Source organism: Microbacterium sp. NPDC055665 (assembly GCF_053618035.1).
This window is the reverse complement of sequence record NZ_JBSHGY010000001.1, coordinates 264,626-282,870: the sequence shown is the minus strand read 5'-3', so window position 1 is coordinate 282,870 and position 18,245 is coordinate 264,626. Positions and strand designations below refer to the sequence as shown.

At 67.4% G+C, this 18,245-nt stretch carries 20 protein-coding genes and 1 pseudogene; 14 read left to right on the top strand and 7 right to left on the bottom strand.

Annotation, left to right across the window (positions count from 1 at the left end; genetic code table 11):
- Positions 1–6 precede the first annotated feature (6 nt).
- Positions 7–924 (bottom strand): EamA family transporter, encoded by a 918-nt coding sequence (locus tag ACWGO6_RS01390; protein WP_452325658.1) that lies wholly within the window; start codon positions 922–924, stop codon positions 7–9.
- 78 nt (positions 925–1,002) lie between these two features.
- Here ACWGO6_RS01390 and ACWGO6_RS01385 point away from each other — a divergent pair, with 78 nt between their 5' ends.
- On the top strand, positions 1,003–1,929 hold the full coding sequence (locus tag ACWGO6_RS01385) for a LysR family transcriptional regulator (RefSeq protein WP_452325657.1): 927 nt from the start codon (positions 1,003–1,005) through the stop codon (positions 1,927–1,929).
- A gap of 7 nt (positions 1,930–1,936) precedes the next feature.
- On the opposite strand, the gene glpK is transcribed toward ACWGO6_RS01385, so the two are convergent.
- The 3 genes and pseudogenes from glpK to ACWGO6_RS01370 all read right to left on the bottom strand — a co-directional run bounded on the left by glpK (position 1,937) and on the right by ACWGO6_RS01370 (position 6,048).
- Entirely contained in the window at positions 1,937–3,451 is a 1,515-nt protein-coding gene (gene glpK, locus ACWGO6_RS01380) for a glycerol kinase GlpK (protein ID WP_136043820.1), read from the bottom strand.
- Between the two features lie 44 nt (positions 3,452–3,495).
- Positions 3,496–4,245 (bottom strand): annotated as a pseudogene (locus tag ACWGO6_RS01375) (MIP/aquaporin family protein); the annotation flags it as partial.
- A 93-nt stretch (positions 4,246–4,338) separates the two neighbouring features.
- A complete protein-coding gene (locus tag ACWGO6_RS01370) occupies positions 4,339–6,048 on the bottom strand; it encodes an FAD-dependent oxidoreductase (RefSeq protein ID WP_452325656.1) in 1,710 nt (569 codons plus the stop codon).
- A 103-nt stretch (positions 6,049–6,151) separates the two neighbouring features.
- On the opposite strand from ACWGO6_RS01370, the gene ACWGO6_RS01365 reads away from it, so the two are divergent.
- Entirely contained in the window at positions 6,152–7,123 is a 972-nt protein-coding gene (locus tag ACWGO6_RS01365; protein ID WP_376105594.1) for a sugar-binding transcriptional regulator, read from the top strand.
- A 24-nt stretch (positions 7,124–7,147) separates the two neighbouring features.
- On the opposite strand, the gene ACWGO6_RS01360 is transcribed toward ACWGO6_RS01365, so the two are convergent.
- Positions 7,148–8,299, bottom strand: coding sequence for a glutamate--cysteine ligase (locus ACWGO6_RS01360; protein WP_452325655.1), 1,152 nt, complete (start codon positions 8,297–8,299; stop codon positions 7,148–7,150).
- A 210-nt stretch (positions 8,300–8,509) separates the two neighbouring features.
- On the opposite strand from ACWGO6_RS01360, the gene rpsP reads away from it, so the two are divergent.
- Genes rpsP through trmD form a run of 4 tightly spaced genes read left to right on the top strand, consistent with a single transcriptional unit; the run spans position 8,510 to position 10,521 of the window.
- A complete protein-coding gene (gene rpsP / locus ACWGO6_RS01355; protein ID WP_376105600.1) occupies positions 8,510–8,944 on the top strand; it encodes a 30S ribosomal protein S16 in 435 nt (144 codons plus the stop codon).
- A 6-nt stretch (positions 8,945–8,950) separates the two neighbouring features.
- Complete coding sequence (locus tag ACWGO6_RS01350; RefSeq protein ID WP_136043826.1) at positions 8,951–9,181, top strand: RNA-binding protein; 231 nt, start codon at positions 8,951–8,953, stop codon at positions 9,179–9,181.
- 1 nt (position 9,182) lies between these two features.
- On the top strand, positions 9,183–9,782 hold the full coding sequence (gene rimM / locus ACWGO6_RS01345) for a ribosome maturation factor RimM (RefSeq protein ID WP_452325654.1): 600 nt from the start codon (positions 9,183–9,185) through the stop codon (positions 9,780–9,782).
- 19 nt (positions 9,783–9,801) lie between these two features.
- Positions 9,802–10,521 (top strand): tRNA (guanosine(37)-N1)-methyltransferase TrmD, encoded by a 720-nt coding sequence (trmD, locus tag ACWGO6_RS01340; RefSeq protein WP_452325653.1) that lies wholly within the window; start codon positions 9,802–9,804, stop codon positions 10,519–10,521.
- Positions 10,522–10,557: 36 nt separating this feature from the next.
- On the opposite strand, the gene ACWGO6_RS01335 is transcribed toward trmD, so the two are convergent.
- Together ACWGO6_RS01335 and map are read right to left on the bottom strand one after the other, a co-directional pair.
- Entirely contained in the window at positions 10,558–11,151 is a 594-nt protein-coding gene (locus tag ACWGO6_RS01335) for a histidine phosphatase family protein (RefSeq protein WP_452325652.1), read from the bottom strand.
- 46 nt (positions 11,152–11,197) lie between these two features.
- The gene (gene map / locus ACWGO6_RS01330) at positions 11,198–11,980 is read right to left on the bottom strand and encodes a type I methionyl aminopeptidase (protein ID WP_136043829.1); all 783 of its coding nucleotides are present in this window, start codon (positions 11,978–11,980) and stop codon (positions 11,198–11,200) included.
- Between the two features lie 109 nt (positions 11,981–12,089).
- Between map and ACWGO6_RS01325 the strand changes: the two genes are divergently transcribed.
- The 8 genes from ACWGO6_RS01325 to dprA all read left to right on the top strand — a co-directional run bounded on the left by ACWGO6_RS01325 (position 12,090) and on the right by dprA (position 18,190).
- Positions 12,090–12,578: an MFS transporter permease gene (locus ACWGO6_RS01325; RefSeq protein ID WP_452325651.1), complete on the top strand. Its 489-nt coding sequence runs from the start codon at positions 12,090–12,092 to the stop codon at positions 12,576–12,578.
- Between the two features lie 169 nt (positions 12,579–12,747).
- On the top strand, positions 12,748–13,095 hold the full coding sequence (gene rplS / locus ACWGO6_RS01320; protein ID WP_017830722.1) for a 50S ribosomal protein L19: 348 nt from the start codon (positions 12,748–12,750) through the stop codon (positions 13,093–13,095).
- Positions 13,096–13,213: 118 nt separating this feature from the next.
- On the top strand, positions 13,214–13,936 hold the full coding sequence (gene lepB, locus ACWGO6_RS01315) for a signal peptidase I (protein ID WP_452325650.1): 723 nt from the start codon (positions 13,214–13,216) through the stop codon (positions 13,934–13,936).
- Entirely contained in the window at positions 13,933–14,592 is a 660-nt protein-coding gene (locus ACWGO6_RS01310; RefSeq protein ID WP_452325649.1) for a ribonuclease HII, read from the top strand. Before lepB ends, ACWGO6_RS01310 begins: the two co-directional genes overlap by 4 nt.
- A 62-nt stretch (positions 14,593–14,654) precedes the next feature.
- Entirely contained in the window at positions 14,655–14,981 is a 327-nt protein-coding gene (locus ACWGO6_RS01305) for a DUF2469 family protein (protein WP_017204525.1), read from the top strand.
- Between the two features lie 130 nt (positions 14,982–15,111).
- Positions 15,112–15,474: a YraN family protein gene (locus tag ACWGO6_RS01300; protein ID WP_136043833.1), complete on the top strand. Its 363-nt coding sequence runs from the start codon at positions 15,112–15,114 to the stop codon at positions 15,472–15,474.
- On the top strand, positions 15,471–16,997 hold the full coding sequence (locus ACWGO6_RS01295) for a YifB family Mg chelatase-like AAA ATPase (protein ID WP_452325648.1): 1,527 nt from the start codon (positions 15,471–15,473) through the stop codon (positions 16,995–16,997). Before ACWGO6_RS01300 ends, ACWGO6_RS01295 begins: the two co-directional genes overlap by 4 nt.
- Positions 16,994–18,190, top strand: a complete 1,197-nt coding sequence (dprA, locus tag ACWGO6_RS01290; RefSeq protein ID WP_452325647.1) for a DNA-processing protein DprA — start codon at positions 16,994–16,996, stop codon at positions 18,188–18,190. The genes ACWGO6_RS01295 and dprA overlap by 4 nt, the downstream gene beginning before the upstream one ends.
- Positions 18,191–18,245: the final 55 nt, after the last annotated feature.

The window sequence follows — 18,245 nt, the reverse complement described above, 5'->3', positions numbered from 1 at the left end:
TCGCTCTCAGCGCGGAGCAGCCAGGGCGGCTGCGGACGAGGTCTTCCGCGATCTCCTGGCGTCTGCGGACGACGGCCGCGCGACGATCTGTCCGAGGATGAGCGCGCCGATCGTCAGCGCGAGGCCGATCGCCTGGACGCCGGTGAAGCGCTCGCCCGCCACCAGCACACCCAGGGTGGTCGCGACGATGGGGGAGAGCAGCGCGAGCAGGCCCGGTGCGATCACGGGGAGCTGTTGGACACCGCGGAACCACAGCGTGTAGGCGACGATCCCACCGGCGGTGCCGAGCCACAGATACCCGAGCGCGGCGCCACCATCGATCTCAGCGGGCACGCCTTCGACAGCGAGCGTGAGCGGGAGGAGCAGCAGCCCCCCGGCCGACAACTGCCATCCGGCGTATGCGACCGGACCGACCCCGTCAGGCCGTCCCCAGCGCTTGGTGAGGATCATGCCCGCCCCCGTGGCCGTGACGCCGCCGATGGCGGCCAGCACCCCCCAGAAGTCGAGCTCTGCAGCCGGCCCCAGGACGACGAGTGCTACCCCGCCAGCTCCGATGACGGCGGCCGCTGCGGTGAGGGGTCTGATCTTCTCGTGCAGGACGAGGGCACCGAGCGCCAGCACGATAAGGGGCTGAGCCCCCGCGACCGCGGCCGCGACTCCGCCGGGAAGCCGCTCGGCCGCGAGGAAGAGGAGGGGGAAGAACGCGCCGATGTTGAGAGCTCCGAGCACGAAGGACTTCCACCACCATGAGCCGTGCGGCAGGCGGCGGCTGATGAGCACGGCGAGCAGCCCGGCGGGGAGGGCGCGGAGCAGACCGGCGAAGAGCGGGTGCCCCGGCGGAAGCAGCTCGGTGGTGACGAGGTACGTCGTTCCCCACGCGATGGGGGCGAGTGCGGTGAGCAGCACGAGCATCAGGCGATTCATGTCTCCAGCGTGCGCCGCCCGCTCGCATGAGTCCAACGCATCCTTGTCACCGTATTCATGAAGTGAGATCATCGGCGAATGGAACTCCAACAGCTCCGATATGTCGTCGAGGTAGCCGACACATCCAGCTTCACCCGGGCAGCCCAACGCTGCTTCGTCACGCAGTCGGCGTTGAGCCATCAGATCGCCGCTCTCGAACGAGAGCTCGGTCAGCGGCTGTTCGTGAGATCGAGTCGCAGCGTCCGCCTGAGCGAGGCAGGGGAGGCGTTTCTCGGCCACGCACGAACCGCGCTCCGGGCGGCGGAACAAGCGCGGGAGGGAGCGGCCGCGGCCGCGGGCGTGGTGACCGGCACGCTCCGTATCGGAGTCATCCCGACGGTCACCGCTGTTGACATCCCGGAGGTGCTGGTCGCATACCGTGCCGCGCACCCGCTCGCACGAGTGGAGCTGCAGGTGGGCAACAGCGACGTGCTGATGGCGCGCCTCCGTCATGGTGAGCTCGATGTCGCCCTGCTCGGCCTGCGCGAAGGGGTGGAGCCGAGCGGCGTGGCTTCGCGGGTCCTCTCGCGAGATCGACTGGTGGCGGCGTTTCCGCATGGAGACGAGCGGTCGGAGAGGGACGTCGTGGCTCTCCAAGATCTCGCCGGTGCGACGTTCGCCGATTTCCCGGCAGGCACATCGGGGCGCGCGCAGAGTGATGCCGCCTTCGCCGCCGCTGGACTGACGCGGGATGTCGCCTTCGAGGCCGACTCCGCGACCCTTCTCCTCGGCCTGGTCGCTGCCGGTCTGGCGGTGACTCTGCTCGCGCCGGGGACGATCGCACGGTCAGCGGCGGATGTGGCGACCGCGGAGGTCCGTGACGGCCCCGTACGCGTGGAGTATCTGGCATGGGACGGCGCGGCACCGCGGAATGTGGCGAGAGCCTTCCTCGCCGTCATCGACCACTTCGTTCCCGGGAGCGCGAAAGCGGGCCCGGAGAAGAACTCCGGACCCGCTTCCGACTGACGTCAGATCACTTGACGTCGTCGTCGACCCAGTCCATCGACTTGGTGACGGCCTTGCGCCACAGGCGCAGCTGGCGGTCGCGCTCATCCCCGTCCATCGACGGCTCCCAGCGCTTGTCCTCCTGCCAGTTCGCCGACAGGTCGTCCAGACCGTTCCAGAATCCGACAGCGAGACCGGCCGCGTAGGCAGCACCGAGCGCCGTGGTCTCCGCGACGACCGGACGTACGACCGGAACCCCGAGGACGTCGGCCTGGAACTGCATGAGCGCGTCGTTCGCGACCATGCCGCCATCGACCTTGAGCTCGGTCAGATCCACTCCGGCGTCGGCGTTGACCGCATCGAGCACGTCACGGGTCTGGAAGGCCACGGCCTCCAGCGCGGCGCGCGCGATGTGGTTCTTGTTCGCGTATCGGGTGAGGCCGACGATCGCGCCACGGGCGTCGGAGCGCCAGTACGGTGCGAACAGACCGGAGAACGCCGGGACGATGTACACGCCGCCGTTGTCGTCGACCTGCTCGGCCAGCTTTTCCACCTCGGGAGCCGAGGAGATGATGCCGAGCTGGTCGCGCAGCCACTGGATGAGCGATCCGGTGACGGCGATCGATCCCTCCAGCGCGTAGTGCGTGGGCTGGTCGCCGAGCTTGTAGCCGACGGTGGTCAGCAGCCCGTTCTTCGAGTGGACGATCTCCTCGCCCGTGTTGAAGATCAGGAAGCAGCCCGTGCCGTAGGTGTTCTTGCTCTCGCCGGTCTGGAACGCTGCCTGTCCGAACGTCGCCGCCTGCTGGTCACCCAGGATTCCGGCGATCGGCGTCTCGCGCAGCAGCGACGAACTCTCGGCGGTGCCGTACACCTCGGAGGAGGAGCGGATCTCCGGCATCATCGAGCGAGGCACGCCGAACGCCTCGAGGATGTCGTCGCGCCACTCGAGCGTCTCGAGGTCCATGAACATCGTTCGCGAGGCGTTGGTGACGTCCGTGACGTGCACTCCGCCGTCGACGCCACCGGTGAGGTTCCAGAGCACCCAGCTGTCGGTGGTGCCGAAGATCAGGTCGCCAGCCTCCGCTTTCTCGCGCGCACCTTCGACGTTCTCGAGGATCCACGCGATCTTGGTGCCCGAGAAATACGTCGCCAGCGGCAGGCCCACGACCGGCTTGAACCGCTCGACGCCGCCGTCGGCTGCCAGGCGGTCGACGATGTCCTGAGTGCGGGTGTCCTGCCAGACGATCGCGTTGTATGCCGGCTTGCCGGTCTTCTTGTCCCACACGACAGCCGTCTCGCGCTGGTTCGTGATGCCGACGGCGGCGATGTCGTGGCGGGTCAGATCGGCGCGACCGAGGGCCAGACCGATGACCTCCTGCACGTTGCGCCAGATCTCGGCAGCGTCGTGCTCGACCCAACCGGCCTTCGGAAGGATCTGTTCGTGCTCCTTCTGGCCGGTCGCGACGATGCTGCCCTTCTTGTCGAAGATGATCGCTCGGCTCGACGTCGTTCCCTGGTCGATGGCGATGATGTAGTCAGCCACTTGTGCTCTCCTTTGAATTCAGTGCGATGAGATGTGCGGCAGGCGGCGAGGCCGAGCAGCACGGGTGCGGCGAGGGCGGCGATCACACCACCGATGAGGGGACCGACGACGGGAACCCACGAGTAGGACCAATCGCTGGTGCCCTTGCCCTTGATCGGCAGGATCGCGTGCGCGATGCGCGGACCGAGGTCACGGGCGGGGTTGATGGCGTAGCCGGTCGGTCCACCGAGCGAGGCGCCGATGCCGACGACGAGCAGGGCCACCGGGAGCGCGGTGAGCGGGCCGAGGCCGCCGGGAACACCGATCTCGATGTCGCCGTAGTCCGCGAACGCGAAGATGCCGAAGACCAGCACGAAGGTGCCGACGATCTCGGTCACCAGGTTCCACCCGTAGGAGCGGATGGCGGGGCCGGTGGAGAAGACCCCGAGCTTGTTGGCGGCGTCCGGCTCCTCGTCGAAGTGCTGCTTGTAGGCGAGCCAGACGATGATCGCACCGAGGATCGCACCGACGAGTTCGGCAGCCGTCGCGGTGAGGAACATCACGAAGCTGATCTTGCCGGCCACCAGGAGGCCGATGCCGACGGCGGGGTTGAGGATCGCACCGGAGTACGCGGAGACGAGCACACCGGCGAAGACCGCGAGGCCCCATCCCCAGTTGACCATCAGGAAGCCGCCGCCGAAGCCCTTGGTCTTCGCAAGAGCCACGTTGGCGACGACACCACATCCGAGGATGATCAGCATCGCCGTGCCGACCAGCTCCGAGAGGAAATAGAGACCGAGATTCACATCAGCCATGTCTTCTTTGACCTTTCTTGTGTGTCGGGGCCCCTCTGCCCCGACACGTTATGAGGGATTGCACCGCGAGGAGGGCGGCAGTTCGAAGTCCTGTCAGCCGCGGGTGCGGGAGCGGATATCGAGTCCGTGTCGTTCGTTCAGCAACTGGCGGGTCTGGTCGAGTTCGGCGTCGTGGCGCGCGCGATCCCAGCCGAGCATCGGTGCGAGCGCGTCGGCGATCTCATCGAGCACCTCGGCGTCCGCGTTGCCGGTGAAGGCGATGCTGGTGCGGCGGAGCACGATGTCTTCGAGGCGCGCCACCATCTCGTTCTGCACCATCCACTCGAGCTCGCGCGTGGAGAGGTCGCCGCCGGCGAGGGACGCGTCAGGTCCCTGCTCGACGTACGCCCACACATCTGCCGCGCGGGTTCCGTATCGGGCCAGCAGCTGGTCGGCCCGCGCTCCGGCGCCCGGGAGGTTCTCCTGGATCCAGATCCGGCGTGCCTTCTCGGTGCGCGGGAACTCACGGCCGCCGCCGATCGCTCGTCCGGTCGTCGAGACGGTCCTGGTGCGACCGATGAGGCCGAGCACGACGTCGGAGAGCGATTCGCCGAGCGCGCGGAACGTCGTCCATTTGCCGCCGACGAGGCTGACCAGGGGGACGGCACCCTTCTCGTCGACCTCGATGCGGTAATCGCGGGACACGAACCCGGGGGCGGTGTCCTCGTGGCGCGGCAGGGGGCGGATTCCGGAGAACTTGTAGACGATCTGATCGCGGGTGACCGGGATCGTCGGGAACACGTGGTGGATCAGGTCGAAGAAGTAGTCGACCTCCTCATCGGTGCACACCGGGACCTCGCGCGGGTCGGCGTCGATGTCGGTGGTGCCGACGAGCACTCGCCCCTTGAGCGGGTAGATGAGGACGATGCGGCCGTCGGAGTGCTCGAAGAAGATCTCCCTGCCCTGCGTCGCCTCGAGCAGCTCGGGGTGGTCGAGCACGATGTGCGAGCCCTTGGTGCCGCCCATGAAGCGGGTGTCCTCGCCGAGCGCGTCGTTCGTGAGATCCGTCCAGGGGCCGGAGGCGTTCACGACCACATCCGCGTGAACGCGGAATTCGGTGCCGCTCTCCCGATCGCGGAGGACGACCTCGTCACCGTCGCGTGCGATCGCTTCGACGTAGTTGAGAGCATGCGCTTCGGGGTGAGCGGCGCGACCGTCCTGGAGCACGTCCAGCGCGAGGCGCTCCGGGTCGTGCATCGAGGCGTCGTAGTAGGTCGCGGTGTACTTGATGTGCGGGTCGAGCGAGGGCAGCTCGGCGAGCGACTTCTTCCGACCGAGGAAGCGGTGTCGGGGAACCATGCCGCCGTCGCGCGAGAACGTGTCGTAGATCGTCAGGCCGACCTTGATGAGGAACGCGCCGCGCTCCTGCGGTTTGCCGCTCTTGTGCGTCAGGAATCGCAGGGGAGCGGAGAGGATGCCGGAGAAGGTGGAGTAGATCGGGATGGTCGTCTGCAGCGGCTTCACGTAGTGAGGGGCGATCTTGAGCAGTCCGTTGCGCTCCTCGACGGACTCCCGCACGAGTCGGAACTCGCCGTTCTCGAGATAGCGGATACCACCGTGGATCATGTGGCTCGATGCCGCGGATGCGCCGGAGGCGAAGTCGTCGCGCTCGACGAGCACCACATCGACGCCCTGCAGTGCCAGGTCGCGGAATGTGGAGATGCCGTTGATACCGCCACCGATGACGAGCACGCCGGTGCGTCCGGATTCGCGGACGGCGCGAACCTCTGCGCGCTCCGCTGACGAGTGTGTGGAATCGATCATCGTCGACCCTCTCTTCCTTACTTGCCAACCAGCATCGACCTGTGTGGCATCCCGCGCAAGCTCACTGCACATATGTGCAAGGATCGAGGTCGAGGAGGTCACGATGGTCGGTCAGAGCGCGGAAACCCGCGACAGCAAGCTGATCGCGGCGCTCACAGCCGCGCAGCTCTACTACATGCAGGACAAGACGATGGAGGTGATCGCACAGGAGCTCGGCACATCCCGCTCCTCGGTCTCTCGCCTCCTGAGCTTCGCGCGGGAGAGCGGTCTGGTCGATATCCGCATCAACTCGCCGCTGGAGCGGCTGGGCATGCTCGAGCAGCGCATCCGCGATCGGCACCGGGTGGCGGCACACGTCGTGCCGATGCCCGAGATCCTCAGCGAGGTGGAACGTCTCGAGCGCGTCGCGCTCACAGCCGGCCGTCTGCTGTCGCAGTTCGTCGACTCCAACATGATCATCGGTGTGGCGTGGGGATCGACGATCAGCGCCGTCAGCCGTGGCCTCACGCAGAAGGAGACGCACAACACGACGTTCGTGCAGCTCAACGGGGCGGGCAACACCCAGACCACCGGTGTGGAGTACTCGAGCGACATCCTGCAGCGATTCGGCAGTGCCTTCGGCGCGCAGGTGCAGCAGTTCCCCGTGCCCGCGTTCTTCGACGACCCGGCGACCCGCGAGGCGATGTGGCGCGAGCGCAGCACCCGCCGCGTTCTCGACCTGCAGGCGAAGATGGACGTGGCCGTCTTCAGCCTCGGTTCCCCCGCTGCCGAGGTCCCGAGCCGCGTGTACGTCGGCGGCTATCTCGGACGCGACGATTACCGCAGCCTGCGCGAGGATCACGCGATCGGCGACGTCGCCACCGTGTTCTTCCGTTCCGACGGCTCGTGGCGGGACATCCGCGTCAACGCCCGGGCGACCGGCCCCGGGCTCGATCGCCTGCGCCGTGTCCCGCGACGGATCTGCGTCGTGTCGGGTATCCCGAAGCTGGTGAGCCTGCGGGCCGCACTCTCGGCGGGTCTCATCACCGACGTCGTCCTGGACGAGGGACTCGCGCGGCGTCTCGTCGACGATTGACCCGCAGCCCCCGACGTCCTCGGGCTAGTCGCCCTCCGTCGAGGACTCCGGCCCGGAGCGGAACTCGCGGATGAGGTGCTGCACGACGGCGGTGAGATCCCCGGCGGTCGCGTTGGCGATGACGAGCTGGCGCTCGTAGCTTGCCCCGTTCTCGAGAGTGAGGGCGTTGCTGCCGAACTCCCGGACGCAGCCGAGCTCCACCGCGACGGGGGCCAGCTCATCGAGGACTTCGGCGAGATGCTCACGCACCGGACGCTGCGTGCCGGCGGCATCGACGATCACGCGTGCGTCGAGTCCGTATCGCGCCGCTCGCCACTTGTTCTCCCGATGGAACCAGGCGGGGAGCTCCGGGAGGGTCCGACCTTCGTCGAGCTGACGCGAGAAGTGTTCGACGAGCACCTGCACGAGCGCCGCGACCGATGCCAGCTCCGGCAGCGTCGAGAGACCGTCGCAGGCGCGCACTTCGATGGTTCCCCAGCGCGGAGCGGGACGGATGTCCCAGCGCACCTCTGTGGCGTCGGCCATCACGCCGGTGCGGACCATGTCATCGAGGTAGGACTCGTATTGGGACCAGTTGCGCAACGGCCAGGGGAGCCCGGCCGTCGGAAGCTGCTGGAACACCAGGGCGCGGTTCGAGGCGTACCCGGTGCGCTCGCCCGCCCAGAACGGGCTCGATGCCGACAGAGCCTGCAGGTGGGGGAGGTATGCCGAGAGCGCGTTGATGATGGGGAAGACCTTGCGGTGGTCCTCCACGCCGATGTGCACGTGGATTCCCCAGATCATCATGTTGCGACCCCACCACTGGGTGCGCTCGATCAGTGTGTGGTACCGGGACTTGTCGGTGATCTCCTGGTCGAACCATTGCGCGAACGGATGGCTGCCCGCCGACAGCAGCTCGATGCCCGCCGGATCCGTCGCGGTGCGCACGGCCGTGATGGCGTTCGCGATGTCATCCACCGCGTGGGCCACCGAATCGCCGATGCCGCTGGTCACCTCGATCGTGTTCGTCAGCAGCTCGCCGGTGACGGTGTGGCGCTCGTCCTCACTCTGGGCTTCGAGCGCGGCGAGCAGCTCCGGGGCGCGTCCGACGAGGTCACCGCTCGCGGGATCCGCGAGCATGATCTCCCATTCGAGGCCGACGGTGGAACGGGCGGAAGAGGCGAACTCGAGCTTCACCCGCACAGTCTGACATGCGGGCGGGGCGACACGACAACGGCGGTTTCGCCACGTTTCGCGCCGGGCGCGAGGATCTGGCAGAATAGAGGGTCGGACCACCTGCTCGACCCTCTATCCAGCAGATGTCCACACTCATTTGAGCTTCCGCCGGGTGTGCACCCCACTCTCCAGGCGATCAGTTCGTTTCCTTCCACACAATTCAGGAGAATCGTGGCTGTCAAGATTCGTCTCAAGCGCCTGGGCAAGATCCGTGCGCCGTACTACCGCATCGTCGTCGCCGACTCGAAGACCAAGCGCGATGGTCGCGTGATCGAGGAGATCGGCAAGTACCACCCCACCGAGGAGCCCTCGTTCATCGAGGTCGACTCCGAGCGTGCGCAGTACTGGCTCTCCGTCGGCGCGCAGCCGACCGAGCAGGTCGCCGCCATCCTCAAGATCACCGGTGACTGGGGCAAGTTCAAGGGCGACAAGGACGCGAAGTCCACGCTCAAGGTCGCCGAGCCGAAGGTCCCCTTCGAGATCGACGCATCCAAGAAGTCCGTCGTGAAGCCCAAGGCCGAGAAGAAGGTGGAGGCCCCCGCTGAGGAGGCTCCCGCCGCGGCCGACGCGGAGGCCGCTGAGGCTCCCGCCGCCGACGCAGAGTAATTCGCCGTGCTCGCCGCCGCGCTCGAACACATCGTCAAGGGGATCGTCGATCACCCGGAAGATGTCCGCATCAGTGAATCCACGTCGCCGCGAGGCGACCTCCTCGAGGTGCGTGTGCACCCCGATGACCGTGGACGCGTGATCGGGCGCGGCGGCCGCACAGCCAAGGCCCTTCGCACCCTCGTCAGCGCTCTCGCTGACGGGCGTCGGGTCCGCGTCGACGTCGCGGACGACTGACGTGGTGCCGAAGGACCGCAACCAGGGCAAGAATCAGCTGCGTGTCGGGCGTCTCGTGAAGGCGCACGGCCTCAAGGGCGGGCTCAAGCTCGAGCTGTACACCGACAATCCCGCGGGTCGTTTCACCCCCGGCGCCGGATTCACGGTGCAGGTGCCCGAGGCATCGCCGTGGCATGGCAAGGACATCACCGTTCGCGAGTATCGCTTGATGAACGGGAATCCGGTCGTCTTCTTCCAGGACGTCGATGATCGTGAGGCCGCCGAGAGTCTCGTCAAGGCGATCCTCTGGATCGATCAGGATGTCGACGAGGTCGAGGACGACGCGTGGTTCGATCACCAGCTGGTCGGTCTCGATGTCGTCCGTGACGACGCGGTCATCGGTCGCGTCATCCGCGTCGAGCACTTCCCGGCGCAGGATCTGCTCATCGTGAAGTCCGGCGAGCAGGAGGTGATGGTGCCCTTCGTGGCCGCTATCGTCCCCACCGTCGACGTCCCCGGCGGGCGCGTGATCGTGACGCCGCCGCCCGGACTCTTCGAAGAACTCCCTGACGCCGCGGATGTCGAGCAGCCGTCGGGCTCGGACGCCGAAGCGCCTGAGTGACCGCTGATACGGTTCCCCCGTGCGCATCGACGTCCTCTCCATCTTCCCGTCCTACTTCGACGGGCTGACGCTCTCCCTCCTGGGGAAGGCACAGGCCGCCGGCATCATCGACCTTCGCGTCCATGATCTCCGTGCCTGGACGTCCGATCGCCACAACACTGTCGATGACACCCCGTACGGCGGCGGCGCCGGCATGGTCATGAAGCCGGACCCCTGGGGCCTCGCCCTCGATGATGTCGCCCGCCCTTCCGAGTCGTCCGGTGCCGAGCGGCCGACCATCATCTTCCCTTCGCCCGCCGGCGAGGTCTTCACGCAGAAGACGGCGCGTGCGCTGGCGACCCGCGAGCACCTCGTCTTCGGGTGCGGACGGTATGAGGGCATCGACGAACGCGTGTTCGAGTACGCCGCCGAGCTCGGCGAGGTGCGCCTCATCAGCCTCGGGGACTACGTCCTCAACGGGGGAGAGGTGGCCACGATGGCGATGATCGAGGCCATCGGGAGGCTCATCCCGGGCGTCGTCGGCAACCCGGAGAGCCTCGTCGAGGAATCGCATGAGGACGGACTTCTCGAGTACCCGTCGTACACGAAGCCCGCTTCGTGGCGCGACCGTCCGGTGCCGGACGTCCTGCTCAGCGGAAACCACGGGGCGATCGCCGCGTGGCGCCGTGAGCAGCAGATCGAACGCACCAGGGCGCGTCGCCCTGATCTGCTCCCGGGCGACGAGACCTCCCGGTCCTGACCGAGGTCGGGATCGGTACGAGATCCGGCGCACGCGTCAGAGCATCCGCTCCGAGGTGCCGTCGATCTCGAACACCACTCCGTGCGGATGCCGGAGACCGAGAGCGTTGGACGCATCGAGTCCACGGAGCTCGGCGCGCAGCATCCGCCCGATCATCTCGTGGCTCACGACCAGCGGTGTCCCCTCGGACGCCCACCCGCAGCTGCTGAGGGCCTTTCGCGCCCGGGACCTGGCCTGCGCATAGCTCTCACCGCCGGGGAACGCCCAGCCGTAGCGATTGGCGGCGCGCTCCTCTCTGGCCGTGGGAAACTCCGCGTCGATCTCGTCCCAGGTCATCCCGGCCAGTGCACCGTGGTGGAGATCGGCGAGCTCCGGCACCTCGATCACCTCGGCTCCGAGCCGGTCGGCGATAATGACGGCGGTGCGCAGCGCCCTGCCGAGCGGGCTGGAGCACACGGTGAGCACGCCGACATGACCGATACGGTCGGCGATCGCATGGGCTTGGGCGATGCCCTCGTCGGTGAGGGGGGAGTCGAGCTGCCCCTGCAGCCGGTGTTCGACGTTCCAGACCGTCTGCCCATGCCGAGCGAGGAGGAGACGCTCCGGCACGTGACGGTCCTGCGGAATCATGGACTCAGAATGGCATAAGCCGTCGCGTTTCGGCTCGTGGCAGCGGTCAGTCGACGCCGAGGAAGGACCGGTCGGTCAGGATGATCGGGCCGTCCTCCGTGATCGCGATGGTGTGCTCCGAGTGGGCACCGCGGGAACCGTCGGCGCTGCGCAGCGTCCATCCGTCGGGGTCGGTGACCAGCTCATCGGTCGTGGCGAGGAACCAGGGCTCGAGTGCGAGCACCAGTCCCGCCCTCAGGGGAAAGCCTCGGCCGGCGCGGCCGTCGTTCGGTACGTGCGGGTCGCCGTGCATCGTACGTCCGACCCCGTGACCGCCGAAGTCGGTGTTGATCGAATAGCCGTCACCGTGCGCGACGGCGGCGACAGCCGCGGAGATGTCGCCGATGCGGTTTCCGATCGTCGCAGAGTCGATCGCCGCGGTCAGCGCGCGCTCGGTCGTGTCGATGAGTCGGAGATCCTCGTCACGCGCTGCGCCGACGACGAACGACACCGCCGAGTCGGCGACCCAGCCGTCGACCGATACCGCGAAGTCGAGGGTGACGAGGTCGCCGTCGCGCAGCGTGTAGTCGTGGGGGAGGCCGTGCAGCACGGCATCGTTGACGGAGGTGCAGATCACCTTGCCGAAGGGACTCGCTCCGAACGAGGGGTGATAGTCGATGTAGCAGGACTCTGCCCCGGCCTTGCGGATCATGTCGTGTGCGCGGCGATCGATCGAGAGGAGATTGGTCCCGACCTTCGTCTCGTCGCGCAGGGTCGCCAGCGTCTCGGCCACGAAACGTCCTGCGGCGCGCATCTCGTCGATCTCGGCAGGGGTGCGCAGTTCGATCATCGGGTGTCCTCTCGTCGTCTCCATTCTCCCTGATCCTGCGCGGCAGGGTGCCCGACCGCTCTCAGCGAACACCGGGCCATGGCGGCGCATGTCGTCGTACGATCTGAGCATGTGGTTGCGACAGGCCTTCTTCCGCTGGCTCCTTCCGGCGGCCTTCCTCCTGCCGCTCTGGCTGCTGATCGGCTGGGGAGTCTTCCAGGGCGGCTGGTCCATCCTCTGGGTACTGCTCATCGCGATGCCGTCCGTCTTCGTCGGTCAGCTCCTGCTCACTCTTCTCACGCGCTCGCGCCCATCCGTTCGCATCGAACGTGCCGTGTCGTGGTGGGATGTCGTCGGCTTCACGATCTGGAACGGACTCACGATCGCCGTCGGCTTCTTCATCGACGGTGCGTTCCCGTGGTTGCTGACCGGTGCGATCGTCGCCGGCATCGCCCTGATCTGGTTGCAGCTGTGGCAGCTGTGGAACGAGGCGAAGGGGAGCGGGACCCGACTTCGCGAGACCATCACGTGGTCCACGATCCCGAGCGTCGACGAACCGGCGCCACCTACACGAGCGCACGAGGTCATCGTGGTGCGGGAGACCGATACCCGCGACTGACGTCAGCGTTTTGGCCGGGCGCGGCATCCATGGCAGAATGGGTGTTTGTGCTGTGACCGGCTCTGCCACAGGGGAGCCCGCGGACGTTCACCGTTTCGTACAGCTCACTCCCTTCTTGTTCCTTTGAAAACATGCATGCGACCTGTGGCGGGTGCAGAGAGAGATGATCATGCAGATCCTCGACGCCGTCGACGCGGCTTCCCTTCGTTCGGACATCCCGGACTTCTTCCCCGGTGACACCGTCAAGGTTCACGTCAACATCACCGAGGGCAGCCGCTCTCGTATCCAGGTCTTCCAGGGCGTCGTCATCGGCCGCCAGGGCGACAGCGTGCGCGAGACCTTCACGGTCCGCAAGATCAGCTTCCAGGTGGGCGTCGAGCGCACCTTCCCGGTGCACTCCCCGGTGATCGACCACATCGAGGTCGTCACCCGCGGTGACGTGCGTCGCGCGAAGCTCTACTACCTCCGCCAGCTGCGTGGCAAGAAGGCGAAGATCAAGGAGAAGCGCGACCGCTGAGTCGCAGGTTCTCCACAGCACCCCAGGACACGATGTCCTGGGGTGCTGTGTTCTGTCCCCGGTGTGCGAACCTTGATACCGTCGCGCCAGAGCGGTGTATGACTCGAGAAGGAACCTGATGACTGATTCGCCGGCCACGCGCACTTCCAGACGACGCGGGTTCCTGGTCTTCCTTCGCGACGTGCTGGTGATCATCGTGATCGCCGCCCTCGTGTCCTTCGTGGTCAAGAGCTTCGTCGTGAGGTCTTTCTACATTCCGTCGGCGTCGATGGAGCGCACGCTTCTCGTGAAGGATCGGATTCTCGTCGACGAGCTGACCCCTCGGTGGACCGACTACGAACGCGGCGATGTCGTCGTCTTCAAGGACCCGGGCGGCTGGCTCGACCCACAGCCGCAGACGCCCGCACAGCCCCCGCTCGTGCAGGCGGTCGACTGGGTGCTGAACTTCGTGGGTATCTCGGCGACGGACTCGCAGGACCACCTCGTGAAGCGCGTGATCGGGTTGCCGGGTGATCATGTCGTGTGCTGCAACGCTCTCGGCCAGATCACGATCAACGGCGCCCCGATCGACGAACTCAGCTACCTGAATCTCCCGGAGGGCGACACCGCCGCCTCGAACGAGCCGTTCGACGTCGTCGTGCCGGAGGACTCGGTCTGGCTGCTGGGCGACAACCGCGATCGCTCACGTGATGCGCGCGCGCATCAGGATCTTCCGAGCGGCGGCTTCGTCCCGATGGAGAACATCGTCGGGAAGGCGTTCCTGACGACGTGGCCTCTGGATCGGATGGGTCCGATCGACGGGCATCACGACACCTTCAACGGAGTTCCGGACCCCGAATGACCGTGATCACTCCGAAGCTGACCTTGGAACGCAAGCTCCTGGGGGAGTGCGGCGTGATCATCGCGCTGGATGAGGTCGGCCGAGGAGCGCTTGCCGGACCGGTCGCCGTCGGCGCGGCGTTGATGGATGCCGCAGGCGCGCGACGTCGCGTGCCGGAAGGTCTGCGCGACTCCAAGCTCGTGACGGAGAAGCGTCGCCCCGAGGTCGCCGCTCGCGCAGCGGCCTGGGTGCAGGCCTCCGCCGTCGGGTGGGCGAGTGCCGAAGAAGTCGACCAGGTCGGCATCATGCGAGCCCTCGGACTCGCCGCATCGCGGGCGGTTTCGGCGATCGCTGCCCAGGGTGCGGCGATGGACGAGGCACTCATCCTGCTCGACGGCAACCACGACTATGTGTCGCGGGTGCATTCGTCGCCGTTGCGCGTACGACCGGTGATCAAGGCCGACCGCGATTGCGCCTCCGTGTCGGCAGCCTCGGTGATCGCGAAGGTCGCCCGCGACGGGTACATGGCCGAACTCCACGAGAGCCATCCTGCGTATCAGTGGAACCGCAACAAGGGCTACGCGAGCCCCGAGCACCGAGATGCCATCCGGAGCAACGGACTGTCTCCTTTCCACCGTGCATCGTGGGCCATCGCCGACGCCCCGACCCTGTTCTGACGAGGCCAGCTCCGGTCGGCGATGCCGCGCCCGGTGCGCCGCGACTCTAGGATGGAGTCATCATGGATGAGGAAGCCTTCGACGACTACGACCGCGAGCTCGAGCTGGCACTGTTCCGGGAGTACCGGGATGTGGTGTCGCAGTTCCAATACGTCGTCGAGACCGAGCGCCGCTTCTACCTCGCGAACGAGGTCAACGTCGTTCGCCGCGATACCGAGCACGATTTCTACTTCGAGATCTCGATGAGCGATGTGTGGGTGTGGGACATCTACCGTGCGGACCGCTTCGTGAAGGCCGTGCGCGTGCTCACGTTCAAGGACGTGAACGTCGAGGAGCTCCAGCGTCGAGAGTTCGAGCTCCCGCAGGAACTGTCGCTCGACGGGGAGTGAGCCGCTTCGTCGAACCTCGGTCGCGGTGCTGCTCCTGCACCATGATGCGGCGTCCCTGAATAGTCCCCAGTCCAGCGCGAGTGCGTGAAGGCACCTCACAGGCCGCGAAGGGGATCGCGATGCTGAGGGCATGGCAGCAAAAGATGACCTCGGCCGAGCGGGAGAAGAGCGCGCAGCGCAGTACCTGACGGGCAACGGTTACACCGTGCTCGACAGGAACTGGCGGTGTGCGCAGGGAGAGATCGACATCGTCGCCGCAATGGGCGATCAGCTGGCGATGATCGAGGTGAAGACGAGGCGCACAGCAGCATTCGGTCACCCGTTCGAAGCCGTCGATCGACGAAAGCGCCGCCGGCTCTGGCAGCTTGCGCAGGCGTGGGTCGCCGCACATCCCGACGTGGCTCGCGCCCGCGCCGTGCGTCTCGAGGTCATCGGGATCATCGGCCCGGACCCTTTTCTGGGCTCGCTCGAGCATCTCGTGGACATCGCATGAGCACAGCGCGAACATGGGCCGTCGCGCTCACCGGTGTAGACGGACATCTCGTCGAAGTCGAGGCCGACCTTTCGAACCAGACGCCCGAGTTCCGGATCATCGGACTACCCGACAAGTCGCTCGCCGAGGCGGTCCAGCGGGTGCACAACGCGTGCAAGAACGCCGGACTCGACCTGCCTCGTCGACGGCTCACGGTCAACCTGTCTCCGGCGAGCCTCCCCAAGCACGGAGCGGGTTTCGACCTCGGGATCGCCGTGGCAGCTCTGGCTGCCGGTGGATCGATCGAACCGCGCTCGATCGCAGCCACGGTGCATGTCGGGGAACTCGGACTCGACGGGCGGATCCGCCCCGTACCGGGTGTGCTCCCGGCCGTGTTCGCCGCCGCGCGTGCGGGGTTCGAAACGGTGATCGTTCCTCATGCCAATGAAGCGGAGGCGAGGCTGGTACCCGGGATCGACGTGCGCGCTGCCGCCTCCCTCGCCGAGGTCGCGGTGTGGCACGGGGCCGATGTCGAAACACCGGAGGTCGAGGCCGTCGACATGGCCTCGCCGGTGGTCGAGGAACCGACCGTCCTGGATCTGTCCGACGTCGTCGGACAGGAAGAGGCGATCGAAGCGCTCGTCGTCGCGGCCGCAGGTGGGCATCACATGCTCCTGAGCGGCCCTCCTGGTGCGGGAAAGACGATGCTGGCCCGACGGCTCCCCGGAATCATGCCGCCATTGGCGGAGCAGGAGGCACTCGAGGTCGCCTCGATACGCTCGCTCAGTGGCGACCTCATCCCGGCGCTCGACCGGACTCCACCGCTGGAGGCCCCGCACTACAGTGCATCCGTTGCAGCGCTGATCGGAGGCGGGTCGCGCGCCGCGCGTCCGGGGGCCATCGCGCGGGCGCACTGCGGCGTGCTCTTCCTCGACGAGGCTGCGGAGTTCTCTCGTGTCGCCCTTGATGCACTGCGCCAGCCGCTCGAAGCGGGGGTCATCGAGGTGCACCGCGCGGGGTTCACGGCCCGATTCCCCGCGAAGTTCCGGCTGCTGCTCGCGATGAATCCCTGTCCGTGCGGGAATCACGGAGTACGGGGAGCCGAGTGCGTGTGTCCCCCCATGGCGATCCGGCGGTACTCGACACGTTTGTCCGGACCGCTCCGCGATCGGATCGACATCGACCTGCACGTCGCCCGGGTGGCTTCGTCCTACGCGACGGACGAGCGGAGGGTGAGGACCACGACTGCTCAGGCGCGGGCTCGTGTCCTCGCGGCAAGCGAGCGTGCGGCCCAGCGGTGGGAAGGCGCGCCCTGGCAGCGCAACGCCGATGTGCCGGGAACGTGGCTCCGTCAGGGGGCTCAGCGACTCTCGCCAGCGACCCGCTCGCCGCTCGATCGTGCGTTGGAACGCGGAGCACTGACCTTGCGGGGCTACGACCGCGTGCTCAGAGTCGCGTGGACCATGGCCGACCTGGGAGGGATCGACCGACCCGGATCAGACGAGATCGGCCGTGCGCTGCATCTGCGGAGAGGACTTTCATGATGATGGACGAACTGTTGGACGACCCTGAGACCGTCGCAGCGGTCCGCCGCATCCACCCGGGCGATGCCGTCGCGGAGTGCGTGGCTCGCGCTGCATGGAGTGTCATCGCCGAGCCCGGCGATGCGGTCGCGGGTGCGCTGATCGAAGCACTGGGCGCCGGCGAGGCGCTGTCGGCCGCTCTGGGAGATGGCTCTGCGCTGATCCCCTCAGGCGCGGGGAGTGGGCAGGCGTCTCGGGCGTTGGCGGAGGCCAGGACCCGGTGGCGCCCGCGAGCAGATCCTCGAACGGTGCGGCAGGCCCTTCACAGCGCCCGCGATGTCGGAGCGCGGCTGGTCATACCCGGCGATGTGCAGTGGCCGGTGAGCCTCGATGACCTCGGGCCCCATGCGCCGAGCGCGCTGTGGGTGCGCGGGCACGTCGATCTGCTCGTGAGGGAGCCGCGCGTGTCCATGGTCGGGGCGCGGGCTGCCAGCAGCTACGGCGAACATGTCGCGGCGGAACTCAGCGGAGATCTCGCGGCCTCGGGAGCGGTGATCGTCTCGGGGGGCGCGTATGGAATCGATGGTGCCGTGCACCGCGCTGCCCTCGGTGCGGGCGGAGCAACCGTGGCCTTCCTGGCCGGCGGGGTCGACCGCGCCTACCCGATCGGTCATCAGACCCTCCTGCAGCAGATTGCGGTCGAGGGCGCTGTGGTGAGCGAACCCCCGTGCGGAGCGGCCCCCACTAAGTGGCGCTTCCTCGCGCGGAACCGACTGATCGCGGCGCTCGGGCAGGCGACTGTGGTGGTCGAGGCCGGGTGGCGCAGCGGTTCGTTGAACACCGCGGGGCACGCAGCCGCCCTCGGCCGCCCGCTCGGAGCGGTTCCCGGACCGGTGACATCGGCCTCATCTGCGGGGTGCCACCGGCTGCTCAGAGAGTACGACGCACAGTGCGTCACCTCGGCGCGAGAGGTGCGAGAGCTGTGGGGGCCGATCGAGCAGCCGCGCGCCGAGCGCGAAGAGCACGACCCGAATCGCACGCGAGTCCTCGACGCGATGAGTACGAGGTCTCGGCTCTCGGTCGAGGAGATCGCCCGAAGGTCGGGTCTGTCTCCGGACCGGGTGCGGTCTTGCCTCGGGCTGCTGCACCTGGAAGGGGATGTTGTACTCGATGAAAAGGGGTGGCACCGAGCGCAGTCGTCGCAGAGCACGTGAGCGGCATCCGCGGAGAGCTCGGCGAGGCTCAAGAGGGGATACCCTGCACAGCGGC

Excerpts from the sequence above, each read along its gene's own strand:
- ACWGO6_RS01390 (WP_452325658.1), bottom strand. The coding sequence starts at position 924 with ATGAATCGCCTGATGCTCGTGCTGCTCACCGCACTCGCCCCCATCGCG.
- ACWGO6_RS01385 (WP_452325657.1), top strand. The coding sequence starts at position 1,003 with ATGGAACTCCAACAGCTCCGATATGTCGTCGAGGTAGCCGACACATCC.
- ACWGO6_RS01370 (WP_452325656.1), bottom strand. The coding sequence starts at position 6,048 with ATGATCGATTCCACACACTCGTCAGCGGAGCGCGCAGAGGTTCGCGCC.
- ACWGO6_RS01365 (WP_376105594.1), top strand. The coding sequence starts at position 6,152 with ATGGTCGGTCAGAGCGCGGAAACCCGCGACAGCAAGCTGATCGCGGCG.
- ACWGO6_RS01335 (WP_452325652.1), bottom strand. The coding sequence starts at position 11,151 with ATGATTCCGCAGGACCGTCACGTGCCGGAGCGTCTCCTCCTCGCTCGG.
- map (WP_136043829.1), bottom strand. The coding sequence starts at position 11,980 with ATGATCGAACTGCGCACCCCTGCCGAGATCGACGAGATGCGCGCCGCA.
- ACWGO6_RS01325 (WP_452325651.1), top strand. The coding sequence starts at position 12,090 with ATGTGGTTGCGACAGGCCTTCTTCCGCTGGCTCCTTCCGGCGGCCTTC.
- rplS (WP_017830722.1), top strand. The coding sequence starts at position 12,748 with ATGCAGATCCTCGACGCCGTCGACGCGGCTTCCCTTCGTTCGGACATC.
- lepB (WP_452325650.1), top strand. The coding sequence starts at position 13,214 with ATGACTGATTCGCCGGCCACGCGCACTTCCAGACGACGCGGGTTCCTG.
- ACWGO6_RS01310 (WP_452325649.1), top strand. The coding sequence starts at position 13,933 with ATGACCGTGATCACTCCGAAGCTGACCTTGGAACGCAAGCTCCTGGGG.
- ACWGO6_RS01305 (WP_017204525.1), top strand. The coding sequence starts at position 14,655 with ATGGATGAGGAAGCCTTCGACGACTACGACCGCGAGCTCGAGCTGGCA.
- ACWGO6_RS01300 (WP_136043833.1), top strand. The coding sequence starts at position 15,112 with ATGGCAGCAAAAGATGACCTCGGCCGAGCGGGAGAAGAGCGCGCAGCG.
- ACWGO6_RS01295 (WP_452325648.1), top strand. The coding sequence starts at position 15,471 with ATGAGCACAGCGCGAACATGGGCCGTCGCGCTCACCGGTGTAGACGGA.
- dprA (WP_452325647.1), top strand. The coding sequence starts at position 16,994 with ATGATGATGGACGAACTGTTGGACGACCCTGAGACCGTCGCAGCGGTC.